We start from the raw sequence: 17,214 nt of genomic DNA on the forward strand, positions 1-17,214 counted from the left end.
GCCGTCAGCGGTGAAGTGTTGGTGTTGTGACAGGGATCAATCGTCATCTTCCGTGACAGGGTCGTCGCTCAAGAGCTGGCCGAAGAGTTGGTCAGCAAGGGTCTCGGCCTGCTGCTGATCGAGGATCTGGCCGGGTACGGCGGGATGCGCGTCGGCCCACGCCTGCGCAGCTGAGCGATCGCTGAAGAAGTTCAAGTAGTCGCAACAGCAGTCCGCGGACGGGCCGCCGCCGGCGTCCGCACCGACGAACACGACTGCCCCAGCAGGCTCCCAGGTACGGCGGCCATCGCGATCGCGAGTGCCGTCTGGTCATGTCCGAGCGCCTGGGAGAACAAGCCCTGCAGACTCGCCCTCATGCCGAGCAGGGCGTGAGCCTTGCCGACCGTCCGGATGTCTGCATACTTCGCGCCGAGATCGAGCGCGACCCGTGCCGGTGCCTCCGCCTCGTCCCAGCGTGAGCAGGTGCCGAGCGCCATCGCCTGGCAGGCGCAGATCCTGGCCCACGTCGGCTCGTCATCGGCGGACACCAATCGCTGCGCAAGCTCGACGTCGCGCAGTGCCTGCGCGGTGTCCCCCACTGTTGTTCCGAGCCAGCAGCGTGTCAGCGCTGCGCGCAGCACCTCTTCGCGCGTATCGGACATGGCCGTCAGATCGCCCTCCAGCAACGCCAAGGCCCTGGCCGTTTGGCCAACGGCGGCCAAGTGGGTCGCTGCCGATACAAGTAGCGGCAGCTTCTCGGGTACGTCGGCCGATGCTGTGCGGGCGGAACCCCGCAGGGACGCGGCTACGGCGTACCAGTGACCAGCCTCGGCGATCGCGTATCCCTGCTCGGCCGCCACAGCAGCGCGTACCGACCAGACCAGCCCGTCGTCGACGTTCCCCGCGCGGCGATATTGCTCGGCGATCTCCCCGACCGCGGCCGCACCCGGTCGCTCGGGCAGAGCGAGACCAGCACCTGGCGCAGCGACTCCGACGGCTCCGCAGCACCGCGGGCCAGCTCGGCGTTGAGATATGGGTTGCCAGAGCTAGCGCGTACACCGCTGCCACGAGCTCAGCGGAACATTCCGGCAGTTGCCGAGCGGTCTCCTCCAGCGTCAGCCGGCGAAGGGGTACGTCGGAAACCGACAAGATGCGCAGCTGTTCTCCGAGCCAGCGCGTGTGCTCTGGGTCAGTGTCCTCGTCCCGCCAAGTCAGCAAGACCAACAGACCCGTCGCGGGGAGGTTGCGGCTCAGGTGGGCCAGGAAATCCAGGGTCGACACATCCGCCCAGTGCACGTCCTCGACGACGAGCACCGCGCCGCCCGCGGCGATCTCACCCCACCGTGCGCATCATCGACTCGACGGCCCAGGCCCGACCCGCGGCGACCGACGTGAACGCCTCGCCGTCGGCACTGAGACCCACCCCGAGTACCGTGTCCAGTCCGCCGTACGCCACCGCGCCGGACAACGGCGCACACGCACCACTCAGGATCCGTAACCCGGCGGAATCGGCATCCGCCACCGCCGTACGCACCAGCGTCGTCTTGCCGATCCCCGCTTCACCCCGCACGACTGCAACGGCCGACTCTTTCGGCAGTCCGGCCGTCAGCTCCCCGAGCAGCACGAGCTCCCTCTCGCGCCCGATCAGCTCCCCGCCCACACCACCATCATGCGCCCGACCGCATGGCTGGGTCAGCTAAGGCAACTGCAACGGCCTTCTAAGGAAGACACCGCGGCGATCTGCGCGCGGATGCCCGATGTGCTCAACACACCCGCGGACGGATTGTGAGTGAAACACCAAAGTCTCCACCAGGAGGAGCCATGAAGCACAAGCGTTTCATCATCACCGCACCCGTCCTCGCGGTCACCGCCCTCGCGGTCACATCAGCCGAGTCGAGCGCCTCGGTCCCACCCCACGACCCCCAGCCCACTGCGGTCGTGCCGCACGAACCCGGCCCGCCGAACTACCCGACCTACGACCCGGCCTACGCAGTCCCGACCCAGCCCAGCACCGGATCCACCCTCGCCTCGAACGACGACACCACAACCGAGGCCCTCCAAGCCGCCACATCAGCCCTCGGCGGAGCCGGCATCGCCCTCGCCTGCACCTGGCTGTACCGACGCCGCCAGACCCACATCGCCTAGAAACATCCAACAGCACCGACCCGCAACCACCGAACCGGAACGAAGCCGACCTCTGAATTTCAGAGGTGCCTTCGAAGATGGTTGTAGATCTTCTTCAGCCTGGTGAGTGTCTCGACTGGGACACGCGTATCTGGCATTGACCTGCGGTTTCGTTCTTCGTCGATGATCAACAGTGACCAACGTTTGTCGGAGTCTCACGGAGCTGTGACGGAGCAAGAATTTGCCCGAAGCAACATTTCGAGCCGGCTGGCGTCTACGACGGCGATCACTACTACAAGGTTCTAGACGTCTGGGGGCGGGACCTCTACGACTCCGTCGACGCCGAGCTGCGCCGGCGATGCTGCACCGGCCGAAACGGGACGCGCTGTTCAGGCTCGGCGACTGGCTCGGCCGAGCCGAGCCCGCGGCCTGGTTCGGGGAGACCGGGTTCAAGAAGGCTACATGGGAGTTCCGCGACCGGCCGGTGACCGCCCGGCATATCGGTCGCGGCTATTGCCATGTCAGTGCGACTATCGGTTACCAACTTATGTCTGGAAGCGGGATTCGATGAACGCCGTCACCCCCGAGCAGTACCAAGAACGCTTGCTGGAGCTATTCGCCAAGGCCGACGAAGTCCAGGCGATCCTGGATGATCCTCAGCGGGAAAGGTTCGCCGTCAAGCCAGGCACCGCCCTGTTCGGCGACGATCAGGGTTCGATGCCGTATTACGTCTCGCACGACGTCAATCGGCTGCTGGGCGTCGGGTTCCAGCATGTACATGCACTTGGTTGCCTAATCCGGAGCGGTGCACTTCATCCCAGCGCTCCTTTCACGCTGGCTCGAGCTGCGATCGAGACCGGGGCTATGGCCTACTGGGTTCTCAGCCCGGCGGCTCGACGAGACCGGATTCTTCGGCGGCTGCAGCTGGCCCGGAAGGACATTATGGACGGGGACTCGGCTGCGACCGGCGCTGGGATCCCGGTCAACCGACCCCGTGATGAGCGTCTCACGGAGCTGGAAGATCTGTCCGAGCGCGTTTGCGGTACTCGAACAGTTCCCGGACTGAACCCGAGCGCGATCATCGAGCAAGTCGAGTCCCAGCTCCAACCCGAGCAGCAGATGCATCAACTGCTCGCCTGGAAAGTCTGCTCGGGTTTCACCCACGGCCGACTGTGGCCGGAGACCTCCCTGCTTAAGCAGGAGATCATCCAGACCGACGGCGACGTCGTTCGACTGCGGCTGACGAACGATTTAAGTCGGGTCTTATGGGTCACCACTGCCGGATGGCGGGTCCTCAACGCCGCTCTCAGAGGGCTGCTATTCACGCACCCTCGTTTGGCAGTTCGGTGCACAGGATCCTCTTCTGCGGGTACGGCTGGTGGCGCACCGACGCATCGCAGGAGAGCGCTCCCGTGCTAGAACCCTGTTCATGAATGGAGTTCCCCGGCCGACTCGATACCGGCAGATCAGTGACGAAGCTCAGGAGATGCTCGAGTGGGGCGAGTCAGGGCGGTTCGAGTTCAAGCGTGACGCTGAGGCAGTGTCCCCCGCCGTTCTTGCCACGCTTGCCAACTGCGTCGCCTCCGACGAATCGCGCGTGGCAGCCCACCTGCTTGTCGGGGTCGATGAGCGGGAGGACAGCGAGACCGGTCTGGTGTCCGGCGTGCCGCACGGTCTGGCGAAAGGTCTTGACCGGGCTGTGGCGAGGATTCAAGACGTGGCTAGCAAGACCCGACCCATCCCGGTCGATCTGTTCATCGTCGAGGAGGCGGTCGGAACGGACTGCCCGTTCCTTCGTATCGAGGTGCGGCCAACCATGCCGCCGCATTTCGACGACCAGGGACGGCGCCAAACTCGCCAGGGCAGGTCCACTCGAGCACTCACCGATGACGAGCTGCTACGGATCTATCTCGACCGTGAGGCCGGCAGCTTCGCTGCGCGCTTCCGTCAGACGGCCCGAGAGCTTCACGAGGCAGTCGGCGGAGTCGGAACCCAGATCGATCAGATCGCTGCCGCGATCGAAGACACCATCGCCCAGCCTGTGCGGGACCTGACGGACACCGCTGAGTCTGCGGCTCTCAGTGCGAGCGCGGCGGAGTCCGCTGCGGAGGATGTGGCCTACAGCGTCAGTAATCTCGACGCCCGACTCGCTCTCCTGCACAGCTTGATCGCTGACGTCCATGGAGTCTCTCCGGAAGCTCTTGCCGCACGTGTTGCCACCCTGCGCCGCGAGGTGTGGTTGGCGTTCGCCGTTGACACGTGGGAGCGCACCTCCGCCCAGGCAACACGCCTAGAGGAGACTCTGCGGAACCTTCTCGCCCGCGACATCGCCGTCGCCGTAGAACACAACGCCCACGAGATTCGTGTCTGGAGCGACCTACTCGAAGATCGAAAGGCGCTCCGCAAAGGTCACGGCGCCCTCAACTGGTGGCGAAGCGCGCTCGACGAAGCCACCAGATGTGTAACTGAGCCAGCATACGGAGCGCCCGACCTTCCCAACCTGAGAGCGGAGATGAAAGCAGATATCGACAAGGCGCTAGACGACCCTGAGAGCCTCACCCGGAGGTTCGTCGACCTGTTGGACTGAGCGAGCTCAGTGAAGAGACACCGCTCGGCGTACAGGTGATCCTCGCTATCCGGCGATCATGCGCCGAGGAAGTCGCCTAATGCAGTAGGGACCTCGTTGTCAGTGCAACTGATCCGCTGGCTGACGGACATGGTCCTCGAGCGCTGGCCGCAGCAGACGGCGGCGGGCGGAATCTATCGACATCGGACTCACCAGCGTCTCATCACGAGGAGGAACGCGCTAATCATCGTCGAGCAGCCGCTGAACTGATTGCGCGGCTTCTGATGCGCCAGCTAGGTTGAAGGCCTCGACAGCTTGGGTCCATGTCTCACGGGCGTCTTGTGGACGATCCGAGGCGTCGTAGGCGCTGCCGAGGTTAGCTAGTGCCGAACCTTCGCCGTGCGCGTCGCGGGTGTCTCGGTATATCCGAACGGCCTCCTTCAGGGCATTGATTGCTTGGTCGACGCGATCGTCTTGCAGCAGGGCGCCGCCGAGGTTGTTAAGAGCGGTAGCTTCGTCGTGGCGGTCGAGGGTCTCTCTGAAGAAGTCCAGAGCCTGTTGGTGAACAGTGACCGCTTCGGCATATCGCTCCGCCTTTTGCAGGGCGCTGCCGAGGTTGTCTCGCGCAGTGGCCTCGCCGTACCCGTCCTCAACCTCGCGGTAGATCTCTGCTGCCTGTTCGTGGGCGCTGATCGCGTCCGCCACGACGGTTGTTTGTGGCATGTCTCGTGCTGGCAGCTCTTGCAGGACCAGGCCGAGGTTGTTTAGCGCCTTGGCTTCGCCACGACGGTCGCCGAGCTCGCGGGAGATAACGACGGATTGTTCGAGGACCTCGATTGCGCGTTCATTCTGGCCCGCTTCGCGTAGCGCGGCTGCGAGGTTGCTCAGTGCCATGGCCGTGCTCCGCCGGTCGGGCGTGTCGCGCAATCGGGCAACTGCCTGGTCATGGGCAACGACGGCCTCGTCGAAGCGCCTTAGACTGCGAAGGGCCAGGCCGAGGTTGTTGAGCGCGATGCCTTCAGTATGTTCTTCGCCCGCCTCATGGGCGATCTCGATTGCTTGGCGTCCAACGCTGATCGACTGTTCGAACTGACGGGTCGCGCGCAGAGCCGCGGCAAGGTTGCCAAGTGCCATGGCTTCGGGGACCTGGTCACCGGACGTGCCTAGTCGGGCAGCTTGCACCCCCGTGGTCGCCACCCGTATCGCATCGCCGAAATGGCGACTCCGCAGTAGGAGGTCGGACAAGGCCACGGCCAGCTTCCATGCGCGCTCAGGCTGGTTCGTGTCCGCAGCAAGGTCGACTGCGGCTACCAAGTTTGGGCGTTCCATGTCCAGCCACGCCAAGGCGTCGGTGTGATCGAGGAATTGATATGACTCGGGCCCACCAAGCGTGAAACCGAGACGACCGCCCGCAGCGATCGTCATGGCTAGGTAGTAATCCAGCAGTCGTCCGGTCGCGGCGGATTGCTCCTCGGGATCGTCCTCGACCCGCAGGAGACTTTTGGCGTACGCGCGAAGAAGATCATGCATGGTCCAGCGGCCTGCGGCCGTTCCGGGCTCGATCAGACGTGCTCGCCGCAGAGTTCGGAACTGTCGTCTCACGACCGACTGCGACTCATCGTGCAGCGCTGCAGCGGCAGGAAGGCTAATCTCTGGGCCGGGATTGATCGATAGCTCCAGGAACAAACTGGAGGCTCGCCTGTCGCGAGAGACGAGGCGCTGCCAAGACAGCTCGAATGCGGCCGCCACGCCACGCTCTCCGTACTCTAGGCCGTCGAGTCGCGTGGACAAATCCGATAGATCCTCGACCAGCGCAGCGATCGTCAGGTCGGGATCATCCGCCAGCAGAGAAGCGGCGATCTGCAACGCCATCGGCAAGTCGCCGCACAGTGCTGCGAGTTCATCGGCATGAGTGGGCTCGTCCACGACTCGTCGGTCTGCTGGAGTCCGCTGGAGCAGAACGCCCTCGATCACTGCAACGGCTTGCCGCCTCTCCAGCGTTCCCAGGTCAAAGACGCGAACACGGGGAAGGTCGTCGAGGCTGTCGCGCGATGTCACCAGGACACGGTGGACCCCGACCGAGGGCAAGAGGTCCACGATCTGCCTGACGCTGGAGACGTTGTCAAAGACAAGTAGGACCGGCAGCCCATCGCTGGCAAGCCGAACCAGGACCTGACTGTAGGTCAGGGCTTGCTCGCCAACTGTGGGCGGGATCTGATCACCAGCAACTCCGAGAGCCCGCAGCAACGGGGGGTACAACTGCTCCGCAGTTGTACCCCCGTCTGGATCGTAGCCGTGCAGGTCCGAAAAGAATGCTCGGTCAGCGAACCAACCTCGCTCCACAGCGATCGACGCGGCTCGATGCGCTAAAGAGGTCTTGCCGACCCCGGGCAAGCCAACCACGAGCGGGATTACGGTATCGTTCACGCTTCCCGCCGGATTAAGCAAGTGCAGTACGAGGTCGAGTTCGGCGTCGCGTCCGGTAATGGAGTCCGTCGACGTTTGGCTCAAGGCAGGAACTGCCAACACGACGCCCGTCGCCCGCGCTTTCGTTGCGTCGGCGTTGGTCGGCTGCACTGCATACCTACTCTGACCTGCGCTGCCCAGCGTTCCCGAGAGGCTGGCGTCGGCCGAAGGCTGCCGGTCAAGAGATGCGCGGAAGGCCAGCAGGCTGACAATACTGCCGCCAACAGCCAGCACGGCTAGGCCGATCCACACGGCGGCCTGATGCTTGTCGAGTAACGAGTCCAACCATCTCGGCTGGTTAGCGGTGGCCCAGTTGCCGACGACGGCAACGCAAATCCCCACCAGGAACAGCAGGGCCGTGAGACCCGCTGCGACCCGCCATCCAGATCGCCTCAACTTCCCCATCCATGCATCGTGCCAGCATCGCATCGCTCTGACACGCGACCGAACCCGCCAGTGCAGAACCGACCAATGGTGCCTGTGGATAACTCCAGCGGCACCTCGTGCAGATCATTGGTCGCGTGGTCGGTGTTGGGGTGGTCCAGGCTGTGCACAGCAACGGCCAAGGCAACGGCGCTGGGGCAGCGAGCGCGTCCAGCGCCTTGACCTCCTCGACGGCGTCGCAGTCAGCAGATCGACTAAAGATCGCCCGCGTCGAGGAGGTTTGACTACGCCACGAACTCGCACGCGTAGCCGCGCCGCCCGCTACTTGTACCTCCACCCGATCGGATTCATGGTTCAGCTCGTGCCAGGTGCCCAGCACGCTGCTGCCACCAACCAGCGCGGCATTGGCGCCTGACCTGTAGGTGAAGCCTCAACAGCTCGCCACACGGTCCAAGCCGCGTACATACGCTCGACCCGCCGAGACGAGGACAGCACCACCGGCACACTTCTGGCATTCGAGGCGTTTCAGCCATCTGCAACGAGAGATCCGGGACGTTCACGCGACGGACGTTGAGCATGTATGGATGACTTCCCACCACCGTTCGGGCGTGATCTGACTGCGCGCCAACACGTCTGCGAGCACTGCAGCGACACCTACACCGCAGCCAGATCCGACCAACGCTTCTGCTCGGATCGCTGCCGGCTCCGACACTGGCGAAGCCGCCAACGGATGCGCTCGGCAGAGGCGATCGAAGCCGAAAGCGTGCGCACGCTGACGGCAGAAGTCGCCCGGTTGCAGCATCAAGTCGCCGAGCTTCAGCACGCAAACGCGACGCTGCGCGAGGCACTTTCCCGCGCGCAGATGCGCTTGGCCACCGGCCTAAGCAGGTCCGACCGGCGGGCTCTGTTCGACGGTTCCTGGCGCTGATCGGGCGGCATAGGCCGCGCACACAGGACACGAGCGTTCCTGCGGTCGGCTACGGGGCCGGTGGTCGGAGCCGATGCCCGCCTTGGCACATCAGCGTTCGCCCACGTCGTCCACGCGGCGCCGCTCCTGAGAGTGGAACTTGCGAAACGACCGCTTAGTCGCGCGTAACGCCGGCCGGCCAGACGACTGTCACCGGTAGGTCTTTGTCACGTGCTGCTTGAACGACGTCGGCGGTTCCGCCGTAGCCGCGGGCTGCTTGCCCGTCCCAGACGGCGATCAACTCGTCGGCTCGGTCGAGCATGCGGAGGCTCGCATCCATGTGCGCGTCAGAGTCGGAGACACCTCGATCAAGGACGATCGTTTCCGAGGCCGCGGATAGGAGCGCATCGTAGGTTGGGTGGTAGGAGGCTGGCAGGCCTTCGCGGTATGTGGTTGCCGGGATGACCGCGATCAGGCGACCGCCGAGGTCGAGGATTGTCCGGGCGAAGAGCGCGTCGGCCCCGTCCGCGAGACAAGAGATTCCGACGAGGTCCGCCGCTCCTTTGGACTCGACAGTGCGGCGCAGCTCGGCTGCGATCCAGGCTTCTGTTGATTCGGATAGCCCACGATGACCGGAGACTGCGAGGTGCAGCACTAAACCTCCCCTTTCAATGCCCGAGCCAGCGAGCGGGCCTCGCTGCTGCCAGGCGGTATGTCCTCGATGAACAGCTCAACCTGATTCACGATTCGCCTGCTGCCGAGACGCTGACCTGTGCGAAGTGCGGGTTGGACAGCGCCGCAGGCCTCGTCAATGCGACCGGCAGCGACCAAGACCCGGGCATGGTCGATCAGTCCGAGCGCACGGGGTTTCGGCCCGGTGAGATGCGGATCTGCCTCTGCGAATGCGGTCCGGGCACCTTCGATATCGCCTAGCCGGCCGAGAGCGATGGCACGAGCTGAGGCGAGCTTGCCGCGATCGAACTGGAAGACCCAGGGCCACACCGGCTCGCCTCTTGGATGATCCGTCAAGGTGTCCGCGAGCTTAAGTGCAGCCAGCGTTGCTTTCTGATCCTGCAGCTTTCCTGCGGTGACTGCACGGACAGACGAGAGCCATGCGCGCGCGGCGTCAGGGGCTGAGCCGTCGAGGAGCGCCTCAGCGCGGGCGATGTGTTGGAGGCCGATTCGCGGGTTGCCGGACTCGGTTTCGAACTGGCCGAGGCTTGCGGCCATGTACGCCATCAACAACGAATGTCCGGCTTGCTCTGCGCGCCGGATCGCCTCCTTGTACCGCGCTCGAGCGGCTGCAGGTTCACCGCGGTCAATCGCAAGCCAGGCGGTCATACCTGCAATCTCGGCTAGCACGCTGTAGCCGCCGCTGGTTCGAAGGCTCTGATCCACCGTCACTCGCGCCAGCGACAGGTGAGCCTCGACGGCCGGCGCGAGGTGTTCCGACGAAACTGCGTGTTCCATCCGCCGGTAGTGAGTGATCGGCCCAGCAAGGGCCGATCGGAGATCTGACGATGCGTGGTCGTCCATGGAGATGTACCGCGCTGCGGCGATCCCAGCGCCTGCTCCGAGCGCTACTCGCAAGAACTCCTTGCGCTCCACGTCGTCGTCACCTGTCCCATCAACCCCGTGCTCGACCTCGTGCCGGGGCAACTCGTCCCGATGTCGCGGCGCCAGGCCGAGGAGTTCCCGCTCGCGCTTGGGCATCGAGAGCCCGTCCGCGATGCGCTCCAGCACATTGAGCCGCGACACTCTCCGGGTACCCCGGACTATCTCACTGACTCTGCCTTGACTGAAACCGGCAGCCGATCCGATTCGCGTCTGGCTGATTCCCCTAGCGCCAGCCTCGCGGAACAGGCCGCCAACGTCGCGCTGGTGAAGCGCCTGTTGCACGGCTGCCGCGCGCCAGAACGACAGAGGGAGCCTGATCACCTCTGCCGCCTCATCGCGCATAGAAATCCTAGCTGGAAGTCCCGGATTCAGAAGGAAATCGTATCCGACAGTACGCACATCATGACTGCTCGTACGAGCCTCCCGTGAAGTCATATCCCCAAAGGGGATAGCTGCCAGCGAAGCACATCAGTCACTGTGGCTACTCAGAGCTACTGATCTACACCAGATAGTCAAAGGCGACTGAGGATGTGACTGAGAGTGATTGCGGAGATGTGGATGTTGATTGCCGTCACCGGCGCGGCAGCCATCGCCATGGTTGCCGACATCGTCCGGGATGTGATGGACCGATGACCTCGTCGAGGATCTGCTCGCTGCGTCGCATCCGGCTGTGGTTCGGTGACACGGTCATCACGACGTTCGGAGGCGACGCACACACGGCCAGTCGGTACGCCGCTGCCATGCGTCGCCGGTTTCCGGGTCTGCGGGTCAGCGATGATCCGGTTGCCGAGCGCCAGTGACACACGAGCTCTGGCGGGTGCAACTCTGGCTCGCCGACGAGCTGATCGAGGAACACATCGCTCCTGCTGCCTTGGCCGAGCAGTACGCCAACGTCATCCGGCTCCGCATCCATGGGTTAGCCGGACGCCGCTTGCATTGCGCCCCAATCACAAGTCCCGGCAGCCACTCCATCCATCTTCCTAGTACGCCCGAAACCGGCACGCGGCACCCGCTGTCTGGCGGCACCGGCGCCTAACGCCGACGCGAAGTCGACCGCAGGCCGGCGAAGGCACGGCTCGAAGGCAGGAAGACGATCAGAGAGATCCGGCCTTCGTTCCCACCAGCGAGCCTGCCTTGATCGCAAGCAAGTCTCGCCAAGTCCGGTGGGCCGGCGTATTGATCCCTGCATCTGCGCCGGTCCGCCGTTCCACCTTGCCGCACCTTTCGGAGGACCGAATGGTCACGTTTGTACCGCTGCTGCCTGCCGAGATCGTTGCCGCGCTACCTGAGCGCGCCCAGGAGGTCGTCGAGTACCGCAAGTCCGGGCTGTCGCTCAACCATGTACAGGGCTGTCCGCTCGGGTGCGCCTACTGCATCCGCCACACATACGGACTGTGGGACGCCAACACGCCGGCTGCCCTGATGACCGATGCTGAAGCGGTCGAGCAACTGGTCAACCACCGCTACTTCAAGCCGCACAAGACACCATTGCAGATCTTCAACAGATCGACCGATCCGTTCCTCGCCGGCGTCCGCGACCACCTCTTCGCCGTACTCGAAGACCTCGATGCCCGCGGCCTCACCAACCACGTACTCGTGATCACCCGCGCGGTCGTCCGCGACACCGACTGCGCCAGGCTCAACGCGTTGAAGAACCTCAAGGTGACGTTGCTGTTCACCTACTCCGGCATCGAAGACCGCCGCGTCGAGCCCTACCCGAGCTCCGTAGCCGCCGCATCCCTTCGCCGCGCGACCGCGTACGGCTCAGCCCAGGAACCTCGTCGCTATCGGACCATCCTGTACTGGCGTCCGCTGGTACCGGGCCTCAACGACACCGACGACCACCTACAGCGGGCCGTCGAACTGTCCAGGTCGGCGGACGCTACCGTATTCACTGGCCTGTTCTACCGCGATCAGATCGCCGAGTACTACAAGGCCAACGGGATCCCCGAGCCATACGAGGGAACGGCGCGACGCAAGATCGTGCCCGAAGCCCTCGATCGCCGCGTCATCGACGCCTTCGCGGCTCGGCCAAAGGGCGCGTCGCCCTTGTTCCGCAAGACCTCCTGCGCCGTGTCGTACACGCATGGCCTGCCTGACTACAACGGCCACTATGGGATCCGCGAGCTGTGTGACATCTGCCCGATGGCGCAGTTGAAGCTGTGTGCCGGCTCCCACCAGGTTCCGACGACGCGCGCGTTCCTGGATGCAGCCGCTGAACTTCCGGAGGCGGCAGACTTGGAGGTGCTCGACATCACTGGCCGCGCGGTCCAAGTAGAGGGGCTGGCCTCGGAGCAGCCCCGATACTTCCTGCAGCACGCCTTTGCGTTCCAGGTCCACGATGCAGGGCACCCGCACCACCTCAACCGGCACGGCCGCGCAGACATCGGATGGGAGGCGACGACAAATGATTGAACCCACGAACTCGTGGACCGCGTTCGACTACGCCGTCGTCGACGTCGAGGGCAACGGTCAGCAACCACCGAACCTGGTCGAGATCTCGATCGTCGCAATCCGGCAGGGCACCATCGGCCCAGCGAATACCTGGCTGGTTCGGCCGCCACGTCCGATCACTCCAATGGCGCGGCGATTCCACAGGATCACAGACGAGCAAGTCGCTGGCGCTCCGACGGTCGCCGACGTTGACGCCGATCTGCGCACCGCGCTGGGCGACATGGTGTTCGTCGCACACAACGCTGGCGTTGATCTTGGCGTAGTCGGCCGCGAACTCCAGGGCTATCAACCCACCCAAGTTCTGGACACACTCAAGCTTGCCCGCAGGCTCCTGCCCGGCCGCGACTCTTACAAACTCGGTGCCCTAGTCGATGCATTCGATCTAGCCAAGGGCCTCTCCACCGACTTGGCACCGCACCGCGCAACCTATGACGCCATCGTGTGTGCCCGGCTCCTCGTCCACCTGGCTGCGCCATCCGACCGGGAGCCGCTCACGCTCGCCGAGCTGCTCAACATCACATCTGGCAAGACCACCGCGGACGTGGCCGATGAATCGGCCGCGACGCTCTTCTGAGCCCGACGCCGGACTCTTCGTCACCATCGACGGCCCGTCCGGCGTGGGCAAGACCACGACCATCACCCACCTTGCTCAACTCCTCCGAGCCGACAACATCGCAGTCCACCTCACCGCCGAACCCTCTCGTGGCCTCATCGGGCGACTCGCCTATGACCTCACCGAGACAGTCGCCGGGCCTGCCCTCGCATGTCTGTACGCCGCTGATCGATACCACCACCTAGAGACCGAGGTCCGGCCACATCTCGACTCCGGCCATCTCGTGCTCTGCGACCGGTACGTCCCGTCAGCGCTCGTGATGCAACGCCTCGACGGCATCGAGGCCGACTTCCTCTGGAACCTCAACTCCCTCGCCGACCGACCACAACTGTCGATCATCCTGACCGCAACCCCAGACGTAATCGCTGCCCGCCTTGCAGCCAAAGGGCCACACAACCGGCTACAACGGCAAGACGGCAGCAGCAACACCGAGGTCCGCCTCTACGACGACGCATACGAACGGCTCGAACATGGCGGCTATCGGACGATCCGCATCGACACTAGCGAAAAGCCGCCCCGACTGATCGCTGCTCGACTTCGACGCGCGATCCGGCGCCAGTGGGAGCAGCGCCGGCAAGCGATGTGCCCGCGTAGCCAGCGACAGCCGTGACGCACCAGCTATGTGCTCGCGCAGCCTTGAACTGGACACTTTGGAAGAACTTTGACGCCCACCGGCCTGTGATGCTTCCAGATCTGGGCCATATCGAGCGTCTCCTGTGCCTGTCGCATCTTGCGCAGTGCGTTGTCGGAGAATCGAGGAATCCTCTGCGAGTCGAAAACGAAGACATGGCGCGATGTCGGGTCGTCATCGACGCCGAGGTGGCGACGCAACGCCGTGCTACGCGGCTCTGACAGATCTAGAGACCTCGCTAAATCGCGGGCCGACATGTGGAACTTCTTCTCCAGATCGACTTCTCGGATCGCGGCTGCCGGGACGGATTCGTCACTCACATATCGCACAGGCGCGCCAGCCTTCTTAGCGAAATGAACCTTTAGCGTAACCCCCTCACCGTCGAGCTGCGTTGCAATATCAACCAGTCGAGGAAAAACCTCGATGCACGGCCGACCCTCCTTGATTCCCCTCGCCACACGATTCACGTCCCGCGTTGAGACTCTGACATCGGGCTCAACATGCGCCTCCATTGCAAGGAGCGTACGGATCCGAGCCTGGGCTTCGTGCCTCGCTCTCCGTCCAGGTTTCAACAGCGCAGCGATCTGCGAGTATTCCTCGTCCACAAGTACGTCGAGATCCCGTGGGGGATCGACCGAGAGCGGAAGTACGCGTTGAGGAAGGTGATCGGCCAATTTCTCATCGAACACGCGATCCAGCAAGTCATCAAATAAGGTCAAGCCAGCACGGGTGCGGAGGTACAGCAATTGTTCGCTAACCTCGTTGAACCAGTGCTGCTCGTCGTCCCGCATCGCATCGATTGCTCGCAGCGTGCCCGCATCCGCCTCGCCGAGCTTGACGTGCGGCGAGTTACTGGCCTGACGGACGCACGCCTCGAAACCGATAGAGCGCCCGGACTTGCGATCGAATACTGAGATGGACTCATGCACAAGCGCAGCCTTCAAAAGCATCTCAAAAGAATGCTGAAGGCACAGGAGGACCTGTGTTACACGACCTTCATCGTGGGGAGAATTGAAAGCAGCAGTCGTTGCTTTCAATGACTCAACAGCCTTGCGGCGAAGGACCCGGGTCTCTTGCTTCAGCTTCACTACGCTGGCCGCCCGCGGGATACTGCGCTGTGGTGACCCCAGAAGTCGACGATCAGGTCAACTCCGCGCGGCGTGCAGTACGCAACGGGAAACACTTGGCTGTTCTTGGTCTCAGTCTTCACTTTGAAGTGACCTGAACTCTGGTAACCAGTCCGCGGCATGTTACGCCCGCCACCGTTCGCAGACACCTGCTTGCGGAACAGGTTGATCTCCACCAGCCAACTGGTCAGCGTCTGGACATTGAGGCCGAGGATGTCTGCTACCTCAGTCATACCGATAAGGCCCTCAGAGTTGCAGTATGAATCCCATCTGCCAGCCTTCGGTGCCGCGACCGCGAGTTCCTTGGTGAGCTGCTGCTCGCGCTCGAGCACGGCAACATACTTCCGAGCCATCTCAAGCTCATCCATCGGCTTGGTCGTGGCAGCCTCGGCCTCGCGCGTACGCATCGCGAAGTAGGCCTGCGCCGCAGCAACCGGTGGCTTGTTCGGATCGCCGTTCATCGCGACCAGGTAGGCGGCGTACCTACTCAATCTGTAGTCCAGCTGAGCAGAGGCGTCGCTGCCGATCCCCCGAATCTCGGAGAAGGCCTGGCCAGAGAAGGTACCTGTGTTCTCTGAGGACCTGATGGCTCGGTTGATCACCAGACTGAACCTGTCCCAGGCGTCGTAGCCCATCAACGCTTGCATGTCTCGGGCTAGCCAATACTCGCCGAACTCATCCTCCTGACGGACCTGATCGAATGGTGATACGCCTTCACGTGCAGCACTTGCCGATTCCGACACGACTGAGATCCCCCCACAGGTTGTGGACTGATCATCGTCCAACCCGCACTGATCGTTACAGGTTGTGACCGATTCCGTCGCAGAGTCCTGCGCTTCAGACCGTCGCAGCGTGTCAGCCCCGTACCAGTCGGTGATCTGCAGGCGCTGGGGCTTAGAAGACCCTCCGCCGCCTACCGTCCCGGGGCCCTTAGCCTCCCGGTTAGCCGAGCCGTCGGCGAGGTTGAGCTCCCCATGGGCCCGGCGCGGGTGGACCCGCATCCGCCTCCGCTGACGCGTCGAGCTGCCACACATCAACGTGACGGAGGTGCGATGCGGTGGCTTATGTCAGGGATCAGTGGGCTCGGCCGGTGGAGCAGGCTGACGGAGCCTGGTTCGGGTGCGGAATGAGCGGTGGGGCAGGGGAAGCGGTGGTTCGCGGGGTGCGTGGATCCGGAGGGGCGGGTGCGGACTAAGGCGCTCGGTGCTAAGGGCCCGACTAAGCGGCATGCGAATGCTATGGAGACGGATCGGGAGCGTTGGGGACTACATCGATCCGGAGGCTGGGAAGGTTCGGTTTCGGGAGGATCCGGCGTCGGTGATCAGGTACGAGTCATCGTTGAGGCCGTATGTGGATCCGACGTTTGGACGGCGGCAGTTGCGGACGATCATGCGCTGAGGCAATGACCGAGTATGAGTCACAGGCAAGCCTCGAAGCCCGCTGTGCCAAGGACGCCGGCTACACCAGAGTTAACGCCCAGCTCGAATCACCCACAGCCAACGTCCACAACCACCTTCGACAAACTCCTCGCCGGGGCCACGCTGTCCGTCTCGCCATCTGCTCGGCACAACCGCCGCTCACCATATGCGTGGCGCATCCTGACGGCCCTTGCCCGTTGCTGGGCGCAGAATTTTCTTCCCTGAACGAACTGACATTGGAGGCAAACGGAGTCCTGAATGTCGTTCACACAATTGGTCCCGCCGGCGGTAATTCATACCGATACTTGCGATCTTCCGGTGAGAGGAGCATGGTCTTGTTTGCGGAGTTTGGGGGGCCGTTGTCGCCGATCGGCGACAACGCCAGACTCTGCGTTCTCGCAGGGGGTATCAGCCAGCAAGTCCGAGCGGTTTCACATCACTGGCCCTTGGCACAGCCAAGCATGCGTGGACCCATCTTGCCCCGATGCCAGAAGTTCAACAGCTAGAGGGGACCGCAAATGGACGAATGCAGGAAATGCCACAACTCGCTACACGAATGTCCCGACTGCGATGGCCAAACGAGAACAAGCATCCTTGGAGACAAGCTCACCTGCAGCACCTGCCGCTCAACCGGCAAGTTGTGCTCCACACACGGCGGCTTTTGGGACTAGAGACGATCGCCTCCGAGCCCAGGCCCAGGGTCAGTCAATTGCTTCAAGCGATGGCTCACTTAATTGTTTCCGAATCAAATGTGCGAGTTCGTGCGAGGCATCGAGTCATCTTTGTCGTTTGACATGCGGGACGATTCTGGACGTGGCGCGGCACGATGGTGAATCTAGTGCCACACAACGTCAAAATCACCTCGCATGCACGAACGGAGCGCGTCGCCCCATCGATGATGAAGGGGCGACGCGCGGCGCTCGCAGCC

General features: G+C 63.6%; 16 protein-coding genes. 8 read left to right on the plus strand and 8 right to left on the minus strand.

Going from position 1 to position 17,214, the window contains the following annotated elements:
- Positions 1-36 precede the first annotated feature (36 nt).
- The 3 genes from merB to ACLJOO_RS36880 form a co-directional block, all read right to left on the minus strand.
- Positions 37-252 carry an organomercurial lyase gene (merB, locus tag ACLJOO_RS36870; RefSeq protein ID WP_410792319.1) on the minus strand — a complete coding sequence of 72 codons (216 nt, stop codon included), beginning with the start codon at positions 250-252 and terminating at the stop codon, positions 37-39.
- Positions 192-839 carry a hypothetical protein gene (locus tag ACLJOO_RS36875; protein WP_410792320.1) on the minus strand — a complete coding sequence of 216 codons (648 nt, stop codon included), beginning with the start codon at positions 837-839 and terminating at the stop codon, positions 192-194. Before ACLJOO_RS36875 ends, merB begins: the two co-directional genes overlap by 61 nt.
- Positions 840-1,312: 473 nt before the next feature.
- The gene (locus ACLJOO_RS36880; protein ID WP_410792321.1) at positions 1,313-1,639 is read right to left on the minus strand and encodes an AAA family ATPase; all 327 of its coding nucleotides are present in this window, start codon (positions 1,637-1,639) and stop codon (positions 1,313-1,315) included.
- A gap of 161 nt (positions 1,640-1,800) precedes the next feature.
- Between ACLJOO_RS36880 and ACLJOO_RS36885 the strand changes: the two genes are divergently transcribed.
- From ACLJOO_RS36885 to ACLJOO_RS36895, 3 genes are all read left to right on the plus strand, one after another.
- On the plus strand, positions 1,801-2,124 hold the full coding sequence (locus ACLJOO_RS36885; protein ID WP_410792322.1) for a hypothetical protein: 324 nt from the start codon (positions 1,801-1,803) through the stop codon (positions 2,122-2,124).
- 546 nt (positions 2,125-2,670) lie between these two features.
- The gene (locus tag ACLJOO_RS36890) at positions 2,671-3,522 is read left to right on the plus strand and encodes a hypothetical protein (RefSeq protein WP_410792323.1); all 852 of its coding nucleotides are present in this window, start codon (positions 2,671-2,673) and stop codon (positions 3,520-3,522) included.
- A gap of 67 nt (positions 3,523-3,589) precedes the next feature.
- A complete protein-coding gene (locus tag ACLJOO_RS36895) occupies positions 3,590-4,690 on the plus strand; it encodes a helix-turn-helix domain-containing protein (protein WP_410792324.1) in 1,101 nt (366 codons plus the stop codon).
- Positions 4,691-4,909: 219 nt separating this feature from the next.
- Here ACLJOO_RS36895 and ACLJOO_RS36900 read toward each other — a convergent pair whose 3' ends face one another.
- Complete coding sequence (locus ACLJOO_RS36900) at positions 4,910-7,540, minus strand: tetratricopeptide repeat protein (protein WP_410792325.1); 2,631 nt, start codon at positions 7,538-7,540, stop codon at positions 4,910-4,912.
- A 559-nt stretch (positions 7,541-8,099) separates the two neighbouring features.
- Between ACLJOO_RS36900 and ACLJOO_RS36905 the strand changes: the two genes are divergently transcribed.
- The gene (locus tag ACLJOO_RS36905) at positions 8,100-8,447 is read left to right on the plus strand and encodes a hypothetical protein (protein ID WP_410792326.1); all 348 of its coding nucleotides are present in this window, start codon (positions 8,100-8,102) and stop codon (positions 8,445-8,447) included.
- A gap of 154 nt (positions 8,448-8,601) precedes the next feature.
- On the opposite strand, the gene ACLJOO_RS36910 is transcribed toward ACLJOO_RS36905, so the two are convergent.
- The gene (locus tag ACLJOO_RS36910) at positions 8,602-9,081 is read right to left on the minus strand and encodes a hypothetical protein (protein ID WP_410792327.1); all 480 of its coding nucleotides are present in this window, start codon (positions 9,079-9,081) and stop codon (positions 8,602-8,604) included.
- The gene (locus ACLJOO_RS36915) at positions 9,081-10,385 is read right to left on the minus strand and encodes a helix-turn-helix domain-containing protein (RefSeq protein WP_410792328.1); all 1,305 of its coding nucleotides are present in this window, start codon (positions 10,383-10,385) and stop codon (positions 9,081-9,083) included. Before ACLJOO_RS36915 ends, ACLJOO_RS36910 begins: the two co-directional genes overlap by 1 nt.
- Positions 10,386-10,672: 287 nt before the next feature.
- Here ACLJOO_RS36915 and ACLJOO_RS36920 point away from each other — a divergent pair, with 287 nt between their 5' ends.
- From ACLJOO_RS36920 to tmk, 4 genes are all read left to right on the plus strand, one after another.
- Positions 10,673-10,843 (plus strand): hypothetical protein, encoded by a 171-nt coding sequence (locus ACLJOO_RS36920; RefSeq protein ID WP_410792329.1) that lies wholly within the window; start codon positions 10,673-10,675, stop codon positions 10,841-10,843.
- Positions 10,844-11,279: 436 nt separating this feature from the next.
- Positions 11,280-12,458, plus strand: a complete 1,179-nt coding sequence (locus ACLJOO_RS36925; protein WP_410792330.1) for a hypothetical protein — start codon at positions 11,280-11,282, stop codon at positions 12,456-12,458.
- Complete coding sequence (locus tag ACLJOO_RS36930) at positions 12,451-13,071, plus strand: exonuclease domain-containing protein (RefSeq protein ID WP_410792331.1); 621 nt, start codon at positions 12,451-12,453, stop codon at positions 13,069-13,071. Before ACLJOO_RS36925 ends, ACLJOO_RS36930 begins: the two co-directional genes overlap by 8 nt.
- Entirely contained in the window at positions 13,046-13,720 is a 675-nt protein-coding gene (gene tmk, locus ACLJOO_RS36935; protein ID WP_410792332.1) for a dTMP kinase, read from the plus strand. Before ACLJOO_RS36930 ends, tmk begins: the two co-directional genes overlap by 26 nt.
- An 8-nt stretch (positions 13,721-13,728) precedes the next feature.
- On the opposite strand, the gene ACLJOO_RS36940 is transcribed toward tmk, so the two are convergent.
- Complete coding sequence (locus ACLJOO_RS36940; RefSeq protein WP_410792333.1) at positions 13,729-14,829, minus strand: DUF3644 domain-containing protein; 1,101 nt, start codon at positions 14,827-14,829, stop codon at positions 13,729-13,731.
- Positions 14,829-15,611 carry a phage antirepressor KilAC domain-containing protein gene (locus ACLJOO_RS36945; RefSeq protein ID WP_410792334.1) on the minus strand — a complete coding sequence of 261 codons (783 nt, stop codon included), beginning with the start codon at positions 15,609-15,611 and terminating at the stop codon, positions 14,829-14,831. Before ACLJOO_RS36945 ends, ACLJOO_RS36940 begins: the two co-directional genes overlap by 1 nt.
- Positions 15,612-17,214 lie beyond the last annotated feature (1,603 nt).

Source organism: Kribbella sp. C-35 (genome assembly GCF_046549195.1).
Lineage (GTDB): Bacteria > Actinomycetota > Actinomycetes > Propionibacteriales > Kribbellaceae > Kribbella.

Excerpts from the sequence above, each read along its gene's own strand:
- ACLJOO_RS36930 (WP_410792331.1), top strand. The coding sequence starts at position 12,451 with ATGATTGAACCCACGAACTCGTGGACCGCGTTCGACTACGCCGTCGTC.
- ACLJOO_RS36890 (WP_410792323.1), top strand. The coding sequence starts at position 2,671 with ATGAACGCCGTCACCCCCGAGCAGTACCAAGAACGCTTGCTGGAGCTA.
- ACLJOO_RS36920 (WP_410792329.1), top strand. The coding sequence starts at position 10,673 with ATGACCTCGTCGAGGATCTGCTCGCTGCGTCGCATCCGGCTGTGGTTC.
- ACLJOO_RS36905 (WP_410792326.1), top strand. The coding sequence starts at position 8,100 with ATGGATGACTTCCCACCACCGTTCGGGCGTGATCTGACTGCGCGCCAA.
- ACLJOO_RS36925 (WP_410792330.1), top strand. The coding sequence starts at position 11,280 with ATGGTCACGTTTGTACCGCTGCTGCCTGCCGAGATCGTTGCCGCGCTA.
- ACLJOO_RS36915 (WP_410792328.1), bottom strand. The coding sequence starts at position 10,385 with ATGCGCGATGAGGCGGCAGAGGTGATCAGGCTCCCTCTGTCGTTCTGG.
- tmk (WP_410792332.1), top strand. The coding sequence starts at position 13,046 with ATGAATCGGCCGCGACGCTCTTCTGAGCCCGACGCCGGACTCTTCGTC.
- ACLJOO_RS36885 (WP_410792322.1), top strand. The coding sequence starts at position 1,801 with ATGAAGCACAAGCGTTTCATCATCACCGCACCCGTCCTCGCGGTCACC.
- ACLJOO_RS36895 (WP_410792324.1), top strand. The coding sequence starts at position 3,590 with ATGCTCGAGTGGGGCGAGTCAGGGCGGTTCGAGTTCAAGCGTGACGCT.
- ACLJOO_RS36900 (WP_410792325.1), bottom strand. The coding sequence starts at position 7,540 with ATGGGGAAGTTGAGGCGATCTGGATGGCGGGTCGCAGCGGGTCTCACG.